Raw genomic sequence first — 20646 nt, 5'->3', positions numbered from 1 at the left:
ATTCATTATTGTAGTTTTGCCTGATCCATTTTCAGCAATTAGTATTTTTTTATTATCTCTAAAATTAATAGTGACATCTTGATCTCCATTTAATTTGATAATTTTAAATTCATCTAATTCCAACATTCTACCCCCTAATAATATAAATATTTTACTATACACAATAATAAAGGCTGATTACTCAGCCTTTATCTTAAACTACTTATAACTTAATTTTCAAAGAAAATCATAGATTTGCTCTTGCGCTAGGGAAAGGCCTTTCGGCTTTTCTTGATTCTAGCTCATTAAGTCAACTGAGCAGCAGCAATTTTCTTCGTATCAACGTCTTTAGCGGCGTTAGTATATTCGCTCATCTTGTCGAAGCTTAAGTATTGATAGATGTCAGCTGACATGCTGTCAATTTGAGCTGCGTACTGTTGGTATTCTTCTGGAGAAGGCAATTTACCCAATACAGCAGCAACAGAAGCAAGTTCAGCAGAAGCCAGGTAAACGTTAGCACCTTGACCTAAACGGTTCGGGAAGTTACGAGTAGAAGTCGATACACAAGTCGTGTTCGGCGCTACACGTGCTTGGTTACCCATACATAATGAACAACCTGGCATTTCAGTACGCGCGCCAGCTTTACCATAAATGTTATAGAAACCTTCTTCCATCAACTGATGTTCGTCCATACGCGTAGGTGGAGCAATCCACAAACGAGTTGACAACGCACCACCAGGAACTTTCTCTAACAATTTACCAGTCGCACGGAAGTGACCGATGTTCGTCATACAAGAACCAACGAATACTTCGTCAATTTTCGCGCCTTGAACATCAGAAAGAAGTTTCGCATCATCTGGATCGTTCGGGCAGCAAAGAATAGGTTCTTTGATGTCTGCAAGATCAATTTCATACACTTTGGTGTATTCAGCATCAGCATCCGCTTTGATCAGGCTTGGGTTAGCCAACCATTTTTCCATGTTCTCAACACGACGAGCCATAGTACGCGCATCGCCATAACCTTCAGAAATCATCCACTTCAACATGGTGATGTTTGAACGAAGGTATTCAGCAACTTTCTCTTCAGAAAGTGTGATAGAACAACCTGCAGCAGAACGTTCAGCAGAAGCATCAGAAAGTTCGAACGCTTGCTCAACAGTCAGGTCAGTTTCCATTTCTGTTAAGTCGATCTCAAGGATACGACCAGAGAAGATGTTTTTCTTACCTTTCTTCTCTACAGTTAAGTCACCTTCCTTAATTGCGTAGTAAGGAATTGCATGTACAAGGTCACGTAGAGTGATACCAGGCTGCATTTTACCTTTGAACTTCACAAGTACAGATTCAGGCATGTCTAATGGCATAACACCAGTTGCTGCAGCGAACGCTACAAGACCAGAACCCGCCGGGAATGAAATACCGATTGGGAAACGAGTATGCGAGTCACCACCAGTACCAACAGTATCTGGAAGAAGCATACGGTTTAACCAAGAGTGAATAATACCGTCACCTGGGCGTAAAGACACACCACCACGGTTCATGATGAAATCAGGAAGCGAGTGTTGCATTTGAACGTCAACTGGTTTTGGATACGCAGCTGTATGACAGAAAGATTGCATAACAAGGTCAGCAGAGAAACCTAGGCAAGCCAAGTCTTTCAATTCGTCACGCGTCATTGGACCTGTTGTATCTTGCGAACCAACAGTAGTCATCTTAGGTTCACAGTAAGTACCTGGAAGTACGCCTTGACCTTCAGGAAGACCACAAGCGCGACCCACCATCTTCTGAGCTTGAGTGAAACCTTTGCCAGTTGCAGCAGGCTGAACCGGAGTACGGAACATTGTAGATACTGGAAGACCTAAAGCTTCACGCGCTTTAGTGGTCAAACCACGACCAACGATCAGGTTAATACGACCACCAGCACGAACTTCGTCTAGAAGTACTGGAGTTTTAAGTTCAGCTTCAGCGATTTGCGCGCCGTCTTTGAACGCAGTTACTTTAGCAGCAGCGTGATCGATCTTAAGAACGATTTCGTCGCCCATGTTCATGTTAGCAACATCGATCTCGATCGGTAATGCACCCGCATCTTCCATCGTGTTGAAGAAAATTGGAGCGATTTTAGAACCTAGGCAGTAACCACCGTCTTTTTTGTTCGGGATGTGCGGAATGTCATCACCGAAGAACCAAAGTACAGAGTTAGTTGCAGATTTACGAGATGAACCTGTACCAACAACGTCACCCACGTAAGCAACCTGGTTGCCTTTCGCGATCAGTTCTTTAATCTGGTTAAGTGGACCCACTTCACCAGGAACTTCTGGATTGATTCCGTCACGTACGTTTTTCAACATTGCATTTGCGTGCAATGGAATGTCTGGACGGCTCCAAGCGTCTTGTGCAGGTGACAAGTCGTCAGTGTTGGTTTCGCCAGTTACTTTGAAAACAGTCAGTTTGATTTCTTCAGGAACGTCTTTACGGCTAGTGAACCATTCAGCGTCAGCCCAAGACTGCATAACTGCTTGAGCATTTGCGTTACCAGCTTTTGCTTTATCAGCAACGTCATGGAATGCATCAAATACAAGAAGCGTTTTTTTCAATGCTTCAGCTGCAAGTTCAGCAAGCTCAGCATTGTCTAAAAGTTCAACTAAAGGCGCTACGTTATAACCACCAAGCATAGTACCTAGTAAGTAAACAGCACGTTCTTTAGAAACGAGTGGAGAGGTTGCTTCGCCTTTTGCCAATGCAGCTAAGAACGCAGCTTTTACATATGCAGCTTGGTCAACACCTGCTGGTACACGGTTTTCAAGCAAATCTACCAAGTATGCTTCTTCACCAGCTGGCGGGTTTTTTAGTAGTTCAACTAATGCAGCTGTTTGGGCATCGTCAAGTGGCTTCGGTGGGACTCCGAGTGCGGCACGTTCTTCAACGTGTTGGCGGTAAGCTTCTAGCACAGTGTTATTCCTCTTTTTTAAAAAATTACTTATGAATTCCTGCTTATTCTAAGCTTCATAAATAATATGGACTCCGAAATTTTACTAAATTTCCAGTTAAAAGTTAATGCAACTCAAGTGTTTCTTCGTGATGCTCGTTATTTTATAACTAAATGATGCTCTTAATGATTATTCCGTAATCAGTTCTAGCTTACACCACACGAAACAAGCCCATGAATAGGCCCTTTTAACTGAATTTAATGCATAAAAAAGGCAACCCTGATGTTGCCTGATTTGAATTTAAAAAGATACTCCACCTTAGTGTACAGTGGTCGAGTTTAAATACTGCTGATATGAGTCTCGGCAGCCTTGGAATTTCACCACGCATTCATCTTCATAGGTAGTACTGTGATTATTGCTGGCAAAGGAAATATCCACCTGATAAAGCTTTTTATCTTGTTCTAGTATCTTCTTTAAAACGACTTTGTCACCGACGCTGAGTACATAGTGACTGCCGCCAATAATGACCACACCTTCTTCATCTTCCAGCAGCAGATCAGAATGATGCAAATATCTTACGACTTCCATATTGTGCTACTCCTCGGTTAATTGGAGTTGAATTCATTATTCAATATAAAGATAAGTATTTCTATATTTTAGATTTAGAAATTGTCACAAAGTGTACATTTTGCTTACGCTATTTTTATTATTCAGTCTTTTGAAGATGTGTATATTTAAATACATTTAATGGGAAATATGAGTTGGATAATTTTATCCAAATATAAAAAAACCGTTCCTTAGAACGGTTTGTAATCTGGTAATTCGTCATGCGGTGTCGCAATACACTTTGCAGTAAATTCAGCGCGGACTTTTTCACGGGCTGCTTTTACATCTGCCTTAATCTCTTCGGCTGGAATCGCATAGACTTCATCAATAATATTCAGGATAAAACCTTTGGTGGTTTCGTCGTCGATCTTGTTGGCATGCTCGATTGCTTTTTCTTTCTCAATCGCATTCTGACGATCCAGCATAATGGTACGCGCCGCATTACCGACGCTTCGACAATAACCTTGCCACTGCTCTTCAGGGGTTAAGGGTTTCTTCTCGGCACAACCGGCCAGCGCCAGCATAAACGATAAAGCCAATAACTTTTTCATGAATTTCTCCTTCCGAGGGGCAATATAAAAGATCGGGGAAGATTTGTCATTTCAAAATGCGAGTTGTATGGAATTAAAAAAGCCCACTAATGGGCTTTTTCATTTTGTGTAATTAACCACATGAAGCCTGGATAATCTTTTTGCTTGTAGGATCCACCGTTACAGTCACTCGTTCTTCACGATAATCCATCGTCACCGCTTGACCCGGTTCAACCATACGTACAATTTGTGCCTTGGTTTTCTGCTTGATTTGCGCTTCAGTCAAATTGGACTGACCCACCAATGCCGCTGCCTGATCAGCAATACATTTAGGTTGATTCATGTGCAGTAATTCCCACTCCTCGACCACCTGACCATTCTTTAAATGGCAATATCCGACCTGACCATTGCTTTCAGTACGAATCTCAAGCTTGCCACCCTGATTGACACAATAAGCGCTTGCAGGATTCGCTGAACCTGTTTTAGGAGCATCCGTCTCAGATTGCGGCGTAGTGGTACATGCGCTTAGAGCGAGAGCCAGTAAACCGAACAGCATTGTTTTTTTCATGAGAGCCTATTCTTCTTCAATAATTCTTCACCAATTTAGCATATTTCCTTGTCCTTGCCAGACACAAGTCTGTGTACATTTTTAACCGTGCTTTTTCATTAAAAATTAGAAATAAGACCTTTGTGAATTAAGGACTTCAACACTATAAATTCTCTCAATGAACAAGACAAACAGAAGATAAGAACCTCTACAAAATACAAAAATGCCGAATGAATCGCCTAGACCAAGTGATTATGCATTTCAATAGCATTGCATTGTCATTACATCATTCAAATATGACTTCACTTTTAGATTTGTGATCTATGCTGGATTGATTTAATATTTGATTGAATTTTAAACTTTCTATTGGCATGACAGACGATCCTCAACTCTCCCTCAAGGAATATCTTGCTACAGTTCAGGAAGTGGTCAAACTCACTTTCGATACACCGGTATGGGTTAAAGCCGAGATTCGTAATCTAAGTATTAAAGCCGGCCATTATTATCTGGAGCTGGCAGAAAAAGAAGCCGACAGTGATCAGGTCATCGCCAGTTGCCGAGCGACTATCTGGAAATTCAGTGCCCAGAAAATTGTCACGCAGTTTGAACGTGAAAGCGGAATTGAGCTGAGTCGTGATTTGAAAGTGCTGATTAAAGTCAAAGCTAATTTCGATCCGCAGTATGGTTTTTCTTTAAATATCGTTGAAATTGACTCAGGCTATACTCTGGGAGATATTGCCCGGCGTTATCAGCAGATTGTTGAGCGGTTGACGACTGAAGGACTGATTCAGCGCAATAGAAACTTGCCCAGCCCTTTTGACCTGAACCGGATTCTGGTGATTGCTCCCGAAAATGCAGCAGGCCTGGGAGATTTTAAAAAAGATGCCGATGCACTGCAGCGTGCGCAGGTGTGTGAGTTTATCTATCACAGTGCGACTTTTCAGGGAAATACCGCCCCGCAAAGTATTATGTACAGTCTGGCACAAGCGCTCAAACAATGGGCACAGACTTATAATACCGCACCGGATCTGATTGTGATTATACGAGGTGGTGGCGCAGTCAATGATCTGGCTTATTTGAATGATTATGATCTGGCTGCCCTGCTCTGTAAACGTTCGGTACCGGTCTGGGTCGGCATCGGGCATGAAAAAGACCGTACTATTCTGGATGAGATTGCGCATCGCTCCTTTGATACTCCGAGTAAAGCCATTGCCGGAATCCGCAATCATATCTTTGAACTGACCCAGGATATTCTGAATTATCTACAGCGCATTCAGCGTTTATCCCAGCAACAGATTCAAGCTTATCAAAATCAGAATGATCAATTTTTGAAACTGATTCAAAGTCTGGCCAACAACCAGATTATGGATGCGCTGCAACGTCTGCAACAGATCAAGGCCAATACTACCAGTCTGGCCCAGCAGCATACCCAGCTGATTAATCAGCAGCTTGATGCCCTGATGCGGGAAACGCTACTACAAAATCCTAAACATGTTTTATCCAAGGGTTATGCCATCGTGCGCCAGCAAGAACATGTGGTTGCCTCTATTCAACAGATTCAGTCCAGCGATCTGGTTGAAGTCGAATTACATGACGGCATTTTTTCAGCACAACTTATACAGGTACTTCCTCATGAATCATGATACTTTGAGCTTCCAACAAGGCTATGACATCTTGAAAAAGAATGCAGAATTGCTCGAATCTCAGCAAGAACCGGATATTGATAACTTGATGAAAATCGTGGAAGAATCCATGACCGCCTATAAAGCTTGCAAGGCACGGGTTGAAGCGGTTCAAACTGCGTTAAATGAGACGTTTAACGATTAATTGCACCCCATTTTAAATATTTTCTTAGGCTATTCTGCTAAATTGAATTGACATAAAAGCTCTCATGAATGAGGGCTTTTTTATTAAGTGAAAAAAATCATTTCAATGGATATTTAAATTTTCTAGGTGGCTATTTTGATCAATCCGCCCAATTCTAAATAGGAAATATTGTATTTTCATTCTCATCGACCAAACGATAAAAAGCCCAATATTAAATTGGGCTTTTTATTACTCTTCAACTTCTATCGGATCACCGTCTTCAGGACGAATATGACGTGTTCCATCATCCGCAGGATCAACACTTGACCCATCTTTGGTAATAGCATTGTACATTTCATCCTCTTTCTTATCATCGATAAATTCTTCATCTTCAAAATCTTGAGGTTCACTATCGTCGTCAAAGTTCAAAGGCTTTTCTTCATCTATCATGGCGATCCATCACTTATTTAACCAATAAAATATCATGCTCAAATATTTGAAGGATTCATTCAAGAGTCAACGATGATCATTTATGTAACTGAATAAACACAATAGTAATTGGAACTTTACTTTTCCATAGATAAAAAAATGCCTCCTTAGGGAAGGAGGCTGAAATTGGAAAGAAACTACAGCAATAGAATCTATTTATGCATTATATATAAACTTATAATTTATACATTAGCATAATATTACATTAATTTTTCAATTAAAGAGCCCACTTACTTTTTCAAATAAGCGGGCTAGTGCTGTAGTCATTTTCTTCGTCTTATTTGCGTCTTTTTGTTTTCGCAAAACGAATATAGCACTGTGAATTTAGCAATAAAGTATAGAGAGTATTAATAAACTGTTCTCTTACATTTGCTTTAAGTTACTTTTCGTTCAATAAGCTGTAAATATTAAAAAAGCCCATCTTTCGATAGGTCTTCCTCTTTTCACTTTTGCGCTGATTCAGGTATGTTGTCAAAGTGAGTAACGACTAGAGAATAAGCAAGCTATTGATAAAAATATATAAATAGACCATTAGTATAAAAAAAACTATGCTTGTTAAATTGATTGACGATTTTAACCTTCAACGACACCTTATAGCTGACTTAATTTACTAGACATATAAGTTAAAAATAGCGTCTTATCCTGAAAATCAGGCATTTCAAACACCCAAAAAATGTAATTTTTAGATCTCAATTTAAGTTTTACATTCACGGCCTTTACTTGAATTATTACATCCTCATGCTGCATTTCTGCGAATAATTCTAAAATCAGCGCAAAGAATCTCAGTTTGTTGACTGTGTTGTATTTTGTTGGTTTATATATTCTCAAGGCTTCAGAATATATAAGCTCGCACCATTCATTTCCATCTTCATCATCCATTAGCTCTCATTTAATTATTTAAAATAGATCACGAGGTAGGTTTATAACATGGTGGCTATAATTAAACTGCTTTTAATCTGAATATTAGAATTATAAATTTTTAGAAAATAAAAAAGCCCATCTTCCGATGAGCCTTTTTGGAAAATATATCGTGAAGAACTAAGCTGCAAATTCTTGCAGTACAAATCGTTTTACACTTTCATCAAAGTCAGGTTTTGAAAGAGCAAGCTTGCCATTTTTCATAGTTTTATAACAATAACTCGCTGCTACTCCCATACCAACCAAAGTCAACAACTTCATTGCTCACCTCTTTACTGGGAAGATTTGAATATAAAGTTATCATTCAAATTTGTAGTTTTCCAACTCAGTTTCGATTGTTTTCTGTACTACATGTTAATGAATGTATGAATAATAAATGAAAACCTGCCGCATGATGCGTTTGCTTAAAGTCCTTCAACTAGTGGTTAATTTGCGTATCTATCCAGTTAAGGAAATTTTCCTTATTACTGAATTCTGGCATAGACCCTAAATTTATAGTCTCTTTAGCCCCAAATTTTCCAGCGACAGTATTCGGTGCTTGAACTCTGAAATCCAGAGGATCACTTTCATGTAGAGTTCTAAAATATTCTACCGCTTTATCAAATTCACTTTTATCCTTAAAACCTGGTCGTTCCTTTAAAAAGTCATAAACTTGTTCTAGAGCTGGTAGATAATTATTTTTAGGCATTCTGTTTTCTCTAAAATAATGAGTTTTATGATGAAGACCTATTTTGAATGAATAATGATAAGAATATTCCCTTATTTCTTAGAGTTTATGTAAATTATAATGATTTGAGAGTTAAATCTAAATTCTGGAGTAAGCTGATAAAAAATGAGCGTAAACATACACTCATTTTTACTACATTTTCTGATGCATGCTTAACTGACCTGCATTGCTTTAAAATAAGGTCTATTTTATTGAACAAAGTGCAAATGTCGGCTGCTCTATCAGTAAAGATCAGATGCACTTTAAATGCGCCAGTTTAAGGTTCAAGCCTAATTAACGTTATGAATATCAAGTTCATCATTGGTGGTCAATACAACAGAAGCCAAAATTGGAATGCCCAAAATGAAAGGTACAGCGAAAATCCATAGAACTACGGTTACATCCGATTTAAAGAAAAATTGAATGGCTAATGCAGTCAAAATAAGTACAGAAAATAGAATCGCAGCAAAACGGATGATAAATTTAGTCGACATGCGAAGATGCTCTTATGCGTGAAATCGTATTTTCAATATACACCTATTTTTATTATGGGTTTATTGATTTTCAGTCTGTTATTGCATATTTTAATTGATTTTCTATATGTGATAGCTGAATTATACGATGATCAGTTTTCTTCACCCTGAAGTCTCATCCTAAATTCTTTCTCTACTCGTAACTCTATTGTCATATATGTATAGAGATTGAATTTAGAGATCAATGCTTCTGCTGACTATGACATCAATCTACTTTATAGCTAATAAAATCTTTGTCCTGTCTCCCAATAAAAGAGCCCTAAAATTTTAGGGCTTTTTTATTGCTTAAATTAGAAGCGCCAATTATAGAACAAGTCAATCGCACGTTCTAAAGACTGACTCGCTTCCAGATACAAGCGCTGATTTACCTGATAGCGTAAAGTGAGCTTATTCACCGGTGTGAATACCCCGACCCCATAGCGCAGATATAAATCAGGCGTAATATAACCAGTCACAGAAACCTGGGTATCATCTCCTGTACCTTGAGCATCCAGAGCTAGACCAGTTAAGCCAAAACTGCGCCCGATCTGGTTGGTCAGTGCGCGGGTGCTACCCAAGCCCAGACTAATCCCCGCAGCAGCGATCGTATTATTCACATCGGATCTAAATCCTTCAGCCTGGCTTAAACCAGATACACCCTCATTAACACGACCGGTAATCAAGGCATTCAAGGCTTCCTGTTCTGACAAGCCCGCATCATTATAAATCTGAATACTTGGACTCGATGCCGTCCCTGTTACCCGTACCCCGACCGTACTACCCTGAACCGATTTATTGGCATCAATGTCCAGTGTCGGATTGGTAAGTTCACCATTAAAACGTGCGATAGCACGATTCAGGTCCAGACTTTGACCATAGGCTTCGATTTTCACCCGCTGTGATACCCCGATTGCACCATTGGCACGCATTGCGGTTTCCAGCCCCCGCTGTGACAGATTGACTCGACCCAAGAGTGGAATACGACTGTCAAAGCCCTGAAAGATCACCTGATTCCCTAAAGAAACAGCTACATCTGCCCGGATATCCCAAGGACGTGCAGACTTCAAGATCGCCAGCTGATCATCACCTTCACGCACGACACGTACATCTGAAGATAAACCAACTACAGGTTCTGAGGCTTCTGGCATTGAAATCAATGCCCGCGGTACATCGACTGTGCCACTCAGACTCAGTTTTTTATTAAATGGATACATGTCCAGGGTCAAATCAGGTGTCACCACAGCAGTAATTAATGGGGCCTGACGAATCAACAGATTGTCACCTTGCAGTTTTAACTGCACCCGCGGATCACCTTTCCAGTCCACAGAACCGGTTAATTTGCCCACACCACGGCCACTGTTAAATGCGCCATTGATGCTGGCAGAATTCTGACGTATGGATGAATAGAGCTGTACATTAGTCAGATTCACCGGTAGGGAGATCATGCTGATTGAAGCATCTTTGACCCGAACCTCACCCTCAAGTAAAGGATCCGTTAAAGTTCCGCTAATTTTTCCGGCATAAGATAAAATCCCGTCCAGATTACGGATGTCCTGAATAAATGGCTTAAAGACCTTGAGCTGTACCTGGTTAAAGGCAATTTCGCCACGCATCGGTTTACTGTCACGATATGGATCAATGATGACATTGGCATAGCCGGTTCCGATATCTGGTGTTTTGACATCCAGACGAAGCTGCAAGCCATCTGCCACACTTTTTGCGACCAACCCGACTTCATCATATTTGAGTGTAGAACCCAAATAATCTGGATCTTCAGAAGATAAGCCCACCACACCATTACGCGTCACCAGACGTGCGTCGATTTTAGGTTTGGCGCCTTGTGCCCAAGCAGCCTTGGCATAACCATTGACTTTACCCGTCAACGCCAATCCATCAGGCAGGAATGCACTGAAATCTTCCAGATCAAGGTTTTGGGTAATAAAAGAGGCACTGCCACGGGTTTTGTTGACCCTAATCGGCTGATCAAAACACAACTGGCTTTGCTGACTCATCCAGCAATGAGCACCAACAAACAGATCCGATTGAGCAGTGTTATAAATCACTGCTGCATTTTGACGTTGCACCAGACGGGCACGTAAAGAGTCGAAATCACCTTTTTGAATCTGACCCAGCCAGTTATTTTGGGCATTAAAGCCACCGGCGAGCTGCACAAAGAATTTTGACAGGCGGTTTTCTGCCTGCACTTTGAGAATGTGCGCAGCACGGGTACCGGCCAATAATATCTCACCGCGTACAATCTCGCGTGAACCACTACGCAGGCGATCCATCGTTGCAGTCAATAAAGTTGGTGTGCTTTGCGATGTTGGCAACTGTCCACGAACACGAACTTTCTGCACGCTAAACAGGTTTTTAAAGGCAAAATTGTCGATAGACAGGTTGGCTGAAGCCTGCAATCGTGGCTGTGCCTGCATATTGATATAGCCCTGCGCACGACCTCTTAAGCCTGGATACAATTCAAACAGAGCCGGCGCATTCACTTTCAGTTGGAGATTTTGTGCATTACCGGTCGCCTGAATCTGGTTACTGGCATATGACAGAAAGAGGTTATTGGCTTCAAACTGCTGTGGTACGAAACCACGCTGGTTTGAATTAATGATGACCGATAAATTACCCGTGCCACGTACCGGTTTGTTATTCAGCATACCGGCCAGATTTAAGCGTTGAATCTGAATGCGTTTTAAGGCATCTGACCACACCCCTTGGGTTTGCACATTGCCTGACAATTCGCCTTTCAGTTTGGCATTAAAATATTGCGGCTTAAAGCGGATTAAGGATGCGTTGATATCCCAGCCAATGCCATTCGCCAGATTGACCAGACCGCTGGCATTAATCTTGCCAGCCACACCATCATGTCGGAATTCATTTATCTTCAACATTTCCGGGGTGCCTGAAACGCGCAGTTTCAGCATACCCTGACTGGCTTTAAGCTGGCTAGAATTTAAAGCACCATCATAATTGACCGCGTAACCTTTAAATCCGCCACCCGCTTTTTCATTATGGAATAACAAGGCAATGGTGCTGTTTCCGGTCAAACGTACGGTTTCATTTTGCTCCGCCAGTCGTCCGGTCAGGTCAACACTATTCAGTTTAATAATCTGCTGATTCGGTTGCGCATAACCATTGGCTTTAACTTGGCCATTCAAACGATCTACCGGTGAAGCTGCGGCAATACTTTGAGTATTCAAATTTTTGGCATTTAATACTGCAGTCCATTTTAACTGACGTTTTTCCTGTGGTAGTTCAATCCGTGCATTGCCGCTTAAGCTGCCTGCCTGTGCATTGGCACTGTAATTAAAACTTGGGACATTCAAGATATTCTTGTTCAGATTGAGCTTAGCCTGATACATGCCAGCAGGCAGAAGGCCTTCTTCATGCTGCTCGACTTTAGTTGCCACATGAATATTCTGCTGACCTTCGACCAATGCCAGTTTAACATCGCCAGACTGACTGCTGAGCCAGCCCACATAAGGTACGGCGCGATCAATATTTTTCCAAGCAACATCTAACAGCATCGGTTGTACTTTATTGCCTTTGGCTGGGTTTTGATCCAGCTTCAGATTCCAGCTTTCATAACGGTCGAAATCAACTAATCCGGTAAGGTGCAGGCCATTTTCCAGGTTACCCGCAGAAGCAATATTCGCATCCAGACTTGGCGGCAAGAAATCTTGTACGACTTGCGGAATACGCTCATGTTTAGGATCAATCCCATTTAAGCGTCCAGCCAGATCCCAGCTGACCCGGTCTTTCCAGCCTACTGTCCCGGCAAGGCTAACTGCACCTTTCATCAACTGACCATTCAGATCGGTAATATTCAGCTGATTGACCAGATCGGTATACATCACTGCACTATACTGACCTTGCGGAATATTTTCCCCAATCAGGTCAGTCTGGACGTTCAGGTCCAGACGCTTGATATCGCCATTAAACTCGGCAATGCCGTCTTTGGTAAACAGTTTCTGTTCGGCCAGAATAGGCCAGTGATAATCCTTGAACTTCAACTCGCCGCGCATCGGTACCTGAGGACGCATCGGATGCACGATAACCCAACCGGTTAATAAATCAGGCGTATTGGTCGCTACGCCCGCCTGAATCGTGTCCAGCGTTCCGCGTGCCCGCACCTGAATATCATGAATATTCAGGCTGTCTCTTAAGGAAGGTAGATTAACGATGCCTGTGGCATCTAGAGGATATTTGCCTTCAAACTGCATTTTACCCGTGGCTTCACGTACAGACAAATAGCCCATGTCCATACGGGAATCTTCAAAATTTAATTCGGTACCAGACCAGAGTGCCTCATTTAATTCGATATTATAAAAATCAACTGCATTGGTCTGGGTTTTAATCACCAGATGATCCAATAGCAAATGATCAACGCGCAAGATAAAAGGCAAACGGATAGCATTAAACTTGAATGGTTCGCCTGTTGATGGTTGCTTGTTAATAATTTGCAGATTGAGGACATCGGCTTCAGTCAGATGAATTTCTTTTTTGACAATCGCGCGCCAGCCCAGCTTAACATCAGCACGATCAATTTTGACATCGACTGGTTTCAGGCTGACCAGCACATTTTTAAGAATAATCCCGCGCCATAAATTACCGCCCTCATATTCATATTGAATAATTTGCTGACGTTCCAGCACCTGATCCAGCAGAAATTTACTGCCCTGATTGGTCGAAAACAGTAGAGCCAACACAGACAGCAGAAAAATCAGCGAAAAAAGCACCGACAATAGGATGCTTCTGAATATACGGCGCTTTTTCGGCACAACGCTATCTTGTGGTTCTTGTTCTGGCTGTGGTTGGTTCTCGACCATGATCTACCCAAATAACTATTTTTTAAAATGATGTTTTATAACTGTGATCCAATAAAGAAATGTAAACGAATCGGATAATTGTCATCAGACAGTCCAGTCGCAACATCTATACGTATTGGCCCAATCGGTGAAGCCCAACGCACACCCACACCCGCGCCATATTCGGTCGGATTACTGAATTCTTTATTATAGGCATTTCCGGCATCTGCAAAGACCGCAGCACGCCAGCCTTCCTTAAACTGATAATTATATTCTAATGAAGCCACGCCCAAGGCCTGACCACCTACTTTAAAACCGTCAATTTCCGGAGAAAGGCTCTTATAATCAAAACCGCGGATACTCTGATCACCCCCGGTAAAATATCTCAGGTTATACGGCACTTTGGCAAAATCTTCAGTAAAGATATAGCCTGCATCGGCACGACCCACAAACTGATGGTCTGCATTTTCACCCAATGAATAGATAAACCGCCAACCTGCATTCACAATGGCCATATCGGCATCAGAGAGTAAAGCCTCACTGCCCAGTTCAATCTTATAGGTCTGCTTAAAACCTTTTGTCGGATTGACCCGACGATCACTCTCGGTACGTGAAACTTCATAACCCACCAGTAGCGATTGCTGTTCATCTTCGGTATTAAAGCGAAACGCTTCTGGAATCTGGTTAAAATCAACAGAACCATCCTGTGTTAAGCGATCCAGACGATAACGGGCGCCAAAAGTACGTTGCCAGTTACCCAGTGGATTTTTAATAATCCGGTCTGCACCTAAGACTGCCGATTCAATCAACAGGCCTTCACCCTGTGCGACGCCTTCACGCTCTTCACGCTCATAACCACCCACAATACTGACATAATCATTCAGCGGATGGTGATAGGGAATATTATAACGTCCATCAATCGACTGACGGATGCCAGATAACTCCATGTTGGCATCAAACGAATGTCCGCGCTTGTTCACAATGGCACGACGATATTGACCACGTAAGCGGATATCGGTATCTGTGCCATAACCCAAACCCACTTCAGCACTATTTAAACGGTCTGCATTTAAAGTCACAATCACTGGAATCTTTTTCTCTTCCCGTGCCTGTACTTTTAAACGATCCTGTTCATTCTCTTTGGTTTGCTGCTCAACCCGCAAAGTTCTTAAATTTGCACTTTCCTGATCGCGGCTACCGGCAAACTGGTCTTCATCTACGACATTCTGGGTTACCTCCTGAGAAGAGGATACTGAGCGAGCTGGTTGCATCGTAGCAGCCTGATCTTCAGTCCGTTTCTGTTCTTCAATCAGGCTTTGAATATCGGGTGCCAGTTCCAGCTCTTTATCGAGCGGATCGGGGCGAATCGCATCCACCAGGGTATAGTTGAAATAGCGTGAGTTGGTCAGGTTATTGGCCAGGCTATTCACCCGCCAGAAGGTATAATCTGCACCATCTGTCCAGGTGACTAGACTTTCCAGTACGTCTCGGTCCAGCGGAAATTCCTTTTCAGGATCGCTCATTCTGAACTCGACATTGCCTAATTTATAACGTTCACCCGTTTCAAAACGCAGGTTCACATCGGCAGTATTTTGTGGCTGGGCAATCTTCACATCATGCAGACGCCAGAATGAATCAAAATAACCGTTGTTATTGGCTGCTGTGGTAATGCGTGTCTTGGTTTTTTCATAATTGCCATGGTTGAAAATATCGCCTTCTTCCTGTTCAGGCAAAAGACTGATGACCTGGAATTGTGGCTGTTCGGCGCCCTCTCCAGTAAATTCAATATTTTGACTGCTAATCAGGACAGGTTCATTCGGGGTCACAAAAACCCGAACCCGACTGTCAGAGATTTTTTCAAACCTGAACTGGGCATTATAATAGCCCACCGCCTGCGCTGCCTGTCTGGACAGGGTGCGTAATTGCGGCAACGCTGAATTAAAGTCACCAAAAGACTCCTGAGTAAAACTGGATAATTTGGCTTTAACATTATTTCTTAAGTTCAAATGGCCTTCAGGTACATCTTTACGATTCAGCATACCGTTGCTTTGCGCAACACCTTGCCCATTCATGATCACCACATCGGCACTAATTCGAGGAACTCTTGCGGTCATGATCTGACGTGGAGGACGGATTTTATAAAATAGTCGTTTAAACAGATTCGGACGTTTATCATCCTCAGCGACAAGCTGACCTGGCACTTCTGGCAAGGTCAATCCGGCTTCATTATTTTGTACAATAATCTTGCTGTCTGCCTGAATCGATTGCATCAACTGATCGACATTCACCGGTGCCTGATTAATTTCCAGCAGTTCCTGCTGGCTAATATCTGCCACCACTGTTTCAGTGGTCTGGTTATTGCGATAATTTTGTGCTTCCTGTTTGGCTTGCTCAGCTATCTGGTAAATTTCATTGGCCATGTTCTGATCAATAGTCTGTACTGGCAGATCTTCCAGATCATCAAACTCGATCGGCGTAAATTCACCCAGACCAGATCCTGCATTTTGCTGTTGTTCCAGCATCAACATGCTGTCCACTGGAACTTCAGGCTCCAAGGCTTCTTCGATTTTTTCTTCCGCTTCCGTTTCGGACGTGGCCACTCCCTGACGAATCGCTTCTTTGGATAGCTCGTCCACCATTTCTGCCTGAGAAATGGCCACAGGTGTTTCGGGCTGTTCGGTTTGTGCCATGCTCTGATGGGATAACATCATAAAAAAGATGCTCATACACAGCTGCATACCACTATGCTGTGGTATGAGAGGCCCCATACTGCGATTTAGCATCGTTTTTTTAAAATTTTTCTTTGCAGGCATAGCAAACTCTAAACGAATACATTCTTTAATTGATTATTTGACCGAAAAATATAAGCTAAGGAGCTTAATTAATTGGTTTTTACCTTTACATGGCTGAAAGTATCTTACATGATTTTTCTCAATGTTTACGCATAACTGACATTTCTTAATAAAACTTAATGTAGCACGGCCTATATGAACAAAAATGAACATTTGTTAGCTTCTCGGCGCTTTTTACCGATGTTTCTGACGCAGTTTTTTGGTGCATTAAACGATAATGTATTTAAACAGGCGTTACTGCTGGTCATTACTTATGGCTGGATTCAACAGCAATCGGCCAGCATCAGCACTTTAAATAATCTGGCGGCTTTACTGTTTATCTTGCCCTATTTTATTTTTTCAGCCACGGCCGGTCAGATTGCCGACAAATACGAACGTTCACAGCTGATTCGCTATCTCAAGCTTCTGGAAATTGCCATTATGTTGCTGGGAACTGTCGGTTTCCTCATGGGCAATTTATGGATTCTGTTATTTGCCCTGTTCCTGATGGGCACCCATTCCACTTTCTTTGGCCCGATCAAATATGCGATTTTACCTGAAGTCCTGAAACCGAATGAACTGATGTCCGGCAATGCCCTGTTTCAGTCCGGAACTTCTCTGGCAATCCTATTCGGTATGATTCTGGGCGGTGCAGTCATTGCAGCTTCCGCCGGCAACCTGATCTGGATCAGTTTAACCGTCATCAGCATCGCCTTGATTGGTTATATATCCAGTCGCTATATCCTGAAACAAAGTATTCCCGCGCCTGAGCTGCAAGTTGACTGGAATTTCTTCCGCACCAGCTTGCAGACCTTGAAATATGCCAAAAGCTTACCTCTGATTTTTACCATTTTACTGGGCAACTCATGGTACTGGTTTTATGGTGCAACCTATCTGACCCAGATTCCTCAGCTGACATTACAAAATCTGCATGCATCTGAAAATGTCGCCAGTCTGCTCTTAACCTTTTTTTCTGTCGGAATTGGTCTGGGTTCATACTTATGCCGTAAAATTGGTGGCAGCCAGGTCAATATCAAGATGGTGCCTTTTGGCGCGATCGGTCTGGTGATCTTTGCCCTGTATCTGGCCGCGAGTCTGGCCTTTGTTCCGGAGCGTACAGGTGCATTAATCGGCTTGGCAGATGTCTTTCAGCAAGGCTGGAGCTATTATCATGTGATGCTGGCCGTCACCTTACTTGGAATTAGCGGCGGTTTTTATATTGTACCGCTGTATGCCATGATGCAGGCGCATTCTCCCCGCTCACATCGTGCGCGTGTGGTTGCAGCAAATAACATTCTGAATGCCGTTTTCATGGTATCTTCTGCTATATTCTCGATTATTATTTTAAGTGTTCTAGAGCTTGATCTTAAAATACTTTTTTGTATTACCGCAGTATTAAGCGGCCTGTTTACTCTCTGGCTACTTTACCGGCTGAAACCAATGATCAAAACTGCAAAAGCGCCCTTGGAGGATTAATTCATGCGTCAATATACAGGTCTCGATAAACTGATTCACTCTTTTGACCAGGCATTACGCAGTCTAGTCCCGGGCACGACCTCAGCACAACGTGAGAATCCGGCCCAACCGGTAGAAACGCAGTTAACGGTCAGTGATGCACGTCATGTGGCAGGTTTAATGCGGGTCAATCATAGTGGTGAAGTCTGTGCACAGGCGCTGTATCATGGTCAGGCCATGACGGCGAAACTCCCGAATGTGCGTCGCGAAATGGAACAGGCAGCGATTGAAGAACAGGATCACCTGGCTTGGTGTGAAGACCGCTTAAAAGAACTGGATAGCCATACCAGTCTGCTCAATCCGGTCTGGTACGGTCTTTCCTTCGGTATGGGTGCAATTGCCGGGATCGCAGGCGATAAATACAGTCTGGGTTTTGTGGCTGAAACAGAACGTCAAGTCAGCATGCATTTACAACATCATATTAGTCAGTTGCCACCGCAGGATGAACGTTCTCGTCGTATCTTGGAACAGATGAATGAAGATGAACTGCATCATCGGGATACAGCTTTAAACGCTGGCGGTGTAGATTTACCCGTTCCAGTCAAGATCGCCATGACCGGCATTTCCAAGTTGATGACCAAAACCAGTTATTTTATTTAAATAAGACGGTTTCAGTTTGAGCCCACTCATTTGTGGGCTTTTTAATATGTGTCAAATCTTGAGCGAGATAATAGTAACTCAAGGCATATAGCGATCTTATTACTTATAAGCTCTATAAAATAATAGAGAGTCCCCCACAGCATCCTTTAATCTTTTTTGCTCATTTCAGAAAGCAGGTCCAGCTGGATTTCCTGAATTTGCGCCAACCGTTCCCATTGATGCAGCAACAGATGATCTAATTTTTCATGCAAATGCTGAATTTCCAGTTCGGCTTTTAAGTTGATCTGATAATCATTTTGCGAACGTAAGCGGTCTTTTGCTTCCTGTCTGTTCTGGCTCATCATAATAATAGGTGCCTGAATCGCCGAGAGACAGGACAGAATTAAATTCAACAGAATAAATGGATAAGGATCGGCAGGTTGTGTCACCATCACCACAGTATTTATCGTAATCCACAGGCCCAAGAAGATTGCAAAACAAATCAAAAAGGTCCAGCTTCCACCAAAAGTTGCAATTTTATCGGCGAGCCTTTCTCCCAAGGTCCACTTTTGCTCTAAGGTCGTTTCCACATTTTTGGTGATCAGTTCATGCTGATGCATGCTATCAATCACTTCAAACTCAAGATCAGTCACTTCACCCTTTTCCGAACTTAATAATGAATGTACATACTGTATACGGTACTGGGTTAAATCTGCCTGGCAAATATAATCTTGCGGTGTCCAGCCTGGAATATCTTTGGCAATCTCTTCGGTAATGACTTGTCTGACTGTTCCCATCGGGGTGAGATTTTTCAGAAGAAAGTGCTTGCCGCATACCAAGCATTTATGGCTTTCATGTTTTTCTTTCATGATAATTCTCTTTTTAAACCAACTCACTCAGCTATTATTTTGTTCGATATGTTTGATTTGCTTTAGTCATTTTTACCATTCGTAAATCAATTATGTATCAAGTGCGTCTGATTTCTTGAAATTATGAATCTCACTTCGATTTTATCTTGGATTGATAAAATGCTCAGCCAAGCGCACGATGAGCTGATCATTCAAGATAATTTTCAGATCGATTCAATCCTACTATCTATACATGACTTAAATTTAATATAATCATGATGATAATAAAAAAGGGGCTTCATTGTGCGCCATTCATACCATCTTGAAAAACATTATATCGAACGCGCGGGCTGGCTTCGTGCAGCTGTACTGGGGGCAAATGACGGGATTATTTCGGTCACCAGTCTGGTGGTGGGTATTGCAGCCAGTGGAGCATCCACAGAAATTTTATTGGTGACCTGTGTTGCCGGATTGATTTCTGGAGCCGCATCAATGGCGGCCGGTGAATATATTTCGGTTAAATCCCAGCAAGACATTGAAACCAATGATCTACTCATGGAAGAGCGCGAACTGCAACGCCATCCCACGCATGAGTTAAATGAGCTCAAAACGATTTATATACAACGAGGTCTGGAACCCGCTTTGGCACAACAGGTCGCTGAACAGCTGACCGACCATAATGCCTTGGATGCCCATGCCCGGGATGAAATTGGTATTTCAGCGCATACCTCTGCCCAACCCTTTCTCGCTGCATTTTCTTCCGCCATGGCATTTACGGTAGGCTCATTATTTCCTTTAATTTCAATCATGATTTTACCGGAACACTATCTGGATAAAGGCGTCATGCTGATTGGCGTTTTAAGTTTGGGGATGATGGGTGCACTGGCGAGCTATGCGGGTGGAGTAAGTGTCTGGAGAGGTGCAGTTCGGGTCATGCTCTGGGGAATTATCGCCATGTTATTCAGTGCATGGATCGGATCATTATTTAATGTGTCTGTTGGCTAAATATATGTTTATTTTTTTAGTTAGACACAGAATAGGA

General features: G+C 42.4%; 17 protein-coding genes. 5 read left to right on the top strand and 12 right to left on the bottom strand.

The genetic code is table 11. From position 1 onward, the window contains the following. Nucleotides 1-284: 284 nt before the first annotated feature. From Q9R21_RS10335 to Q9R21_RS10320, 4 genes are all read right to left on the bottom strand, one after another. Nucleotides 285-2924 (bottom strand): bifunctional aconitate hydratase 2/2-methylisocitrate dehydratase, encoded by a 2640-nt coding sequence (locus tag Q9R21_RS10335; protein ID WP_005106643.1) that lies wholly within the window; start codon nucleotides 2922-2924, stop codon nucleotides 285-287. Between the two features lie 297 nt (nucleotides 2925-3221). Next, on the bottom strand, nucleotides 3222-3491 hold the full coding sequence (locus tag Q9R21_RS10330) for a hypothetical protein (protein WP_311204413.1): 270 nt from the start codon (nucleotides 3489-3491) through the stop codon (nucleotides 3222-3224). Between the two features lie 209 nt (nucleotides 3492-3700). After that, nucleotides 3701-4060 carry a hypothetical protein gene (locus tag Q9R21_RS10325; protein ID WP_004645374.1) on the bottom strand — a complete coding sequence of 120 codons (360 nt, stop codon included), beginning with the start codon at nucleotides 4058-4060 and terminating at the stop codon, nucleotides 3701-3703. A gap of 112 nt (nucleotides 4061-4172) precedes the next feature. Then, nucleotides 4173-4607 carry an I78 family peptidase inhibitor gene (locus Q9R21_RS10320; RefSeq protein WP_005106641.1) on the bottom strand — a complete coding sequence of 145 codons (435 nt, stop codon included), beginning with the start codon at nucleotides 4605-4607 and terminating at the stop codon, nucleotides 4173-4175. A 350-nt stretch (nucleotides 4608-4957) separates the two neighbouring features. On the opposite strand from Q9R21_RS10320, the gene xseA reads away from it, so the two are divergent. Together xseA and xseB are read left to right on the top strand one after the other, a co-directional pair. Then, entirely contained in the window at nucleotides 4958-6229 is a 1272-nt protein-coding gene (gene xseA, locus Q9R21_RS10315) for an exodeoxyribonuclease VII large subunit (protein ID WP_148334900.1), read from the top strand. Beyond that, on the top strand, nucleotides 6219-6413 hold the full coding sequence (gene xseB / locus Q9R21_RS10310) for an exodeoxyribonuclease VII small subunit (RefSeq protein WP_004278752.1): 195 nt from the start codon (nucleotides 6219-6221) through the stop codon (nucleotides 6411-6413). Before xseA ends, xseB begins: the two co-directional genes overlap by 11 nt. A 228-nt stretch (nucleotides 6414-6641) precedes the next feature. Here xseB and Q9R21_RS10305 read toward each other — a convergent pair whose 3' ends face one another. The 7 genes from Q9R21_RS10305 to Q9R21_RS10275 all read right to left on the bottom strand — a co-directional run bounded on the left by Q9R21_RS10305 (nucleotide 6642) and on the right by Q9R21_RS10275 (nucleotide 16644). Continuing rightward, the gene (locus tag Q9R21_RS10305; protein WP_311204412.1) at nucleotides 6642-6842 is read right to left on the bottom strand and encodes a hypothetical protein; all 201 of its coding nucleotides are present in this window, start codon (nucleotides 6840-6842) and stop codon (nucleotides 6642-6644) included. 630 nt (nucleotides 6843-7472) lie between these two features. Continuing rightward, a complete protein-coding gene (locus Q9R21_RS10300; RefSeq protein WP_004278754.1) occupies nucleotides 7473-7760 on the bottom strand; it encodes a hypothetical protein in 288 nt (95 codons plus the stop codon). A 159-nt stretch (nucleotides 7761-7919) separates the two neighbouring features. After that, complete coding sequence (locus Q9R21_RS10295; protein ID WP_004645377.1) at nucleotides 7920-8060, bottom strand: hypothetical protein; 141 nt, start codon at nucleotides 8058-8060, stop codon at nucleotides 7920-7922. A 157-nt stretch (nucleotides 8061-8217) separates the two neighbouring features. Continuing rightward, nucleotides 8218-8487 (bottom strand): hypothetical protein, encoded by a 270-nt coding sequence (locus tag Q9R21_RS10290; RefSeq protein ID WP_005263238.1) that lies wholly within the window; start codon nucleotides 8485-8487, stop codon nucleotides 8218-8220. 308 nt (nucleotides 8488-8795) lie between these two features. After that, nucleotides 8796-8999, bottom strand: a complete 204-nt coding sequence (locus Q9R21_RS10285) for a hypothetical protein (protein WP_311204411.1) — start codon at nucleotides 8997-8999, stop codon at nucleotides 8796-8798. A gap of 329 nt (nucleotides 9000-9328) precedes the next feature. Further along, nucleotides 9329-13852 carry a translocation/assembly module TamB domain-containing protein gene (locus Q9R21_RS10280; RefSeq protein ID WP_311204410.1) on the bottom strand — a complete coding sequence of 1508 codons (4524 nt, stop codon included), beginning with the start codon at nucleotides 13850-13852 and terminating at the stop codon, nucleotides 9329-9331. A gap of 35 nt (nucleotides 13853-13887) precedes the next feature. Continuing rightward, on the bottom strand, nucleotides 13888-16644 hold the full coding sequence (locus Q9R21_RS10275; RefSeq protein WP_311204409.1) for an autotransporter assembly complex family protein: 2757 nt from the start codon (nucleotides 16642-16644) through the stop codon (nucleotides 13888-13890). Nucleotides 16645-16818: 174 nt separating this feature from the next. On the opposite strand from Q9R21_RS10275, the gene Q9R21_RS10270 reads away from it, so the two are divergent. Continuing rightward, complete coding sequence (locus Q9R21_RS10270; RefSeq protein ID WP_005103454.1) at nucleotides 16819-18138, top strand: MFS transporter; 1320 nt, start codon at nucleotides 16819-16821, stop codon at nucleotides 18136-18138. 3 nt (nucleotides 18139-18141) lie between these two features. Continuing rightward, nucleotides 18142-18777 carry a 2-polyprenyl-3-methyl-6-methoxy-1,4-benzoquinone monooxygenase gene (coq7, locus tag Q9R21_RS10265; RefSeq protein ID WP_005247248.1) on the top strand — a complete coding sequence of 212 codons (636 nt, stop codon included), beginning with the start codon at nucleotides 18142-18144 and terminating at the stop codon, nucleotides 18775-18777. A gap of 146 nt (nucleotides 18778-18923) precedes the next feature. Here coq7 and Q9R21_RS10260 read toward each other — a convergent pair whose 3' ends face one another. Further along, complete coding sequence (locus tag Q9R21_RS10260) at nucleotides 18924-19625, bottom strand: DUF1003 domain-containing protein (protein ID WP_311204408.1); 702 nt, start codon at nucleotides 19623-19625, stop codon at nucleotides 18924-18926. Nucleotides 19626-19907: 282 nt separating this feature from the next. Here Q9R21_RS10260 and Q9R21_RS10255 point away from each other — a divergent pair, with 282 nt between their 5' ends. After that, nucleotides 19908-20609 carry a VIT family protein gene (locus tag Q9R21_RS10255; RefSeq protein ID WP_216986122.1) on the top strand — a complete coding sequence of 234 codons (702 nt, stop codon included), beginning with the start codon at nucleotides 19908-19910 and terminating at the stop codon, nucleotides 20607-20609. Nucleotides 20610-20646: the final 37 nt, after the last annotated feature.

Origin of the sequence: Acinetobacter sp. RG5, assembly GCF_031844265.1 — a bacterium.
Lineage (GTDB): Bacteria > Pseudomonadota > Gammaproteobacteria > Pseudomonadales > Moraxellaceae > Acinetobacter.
Note: the sequence above shows the minus strand (reverse complement) of the source record. Positions and strands in the feature narration are given on the sequence as shown.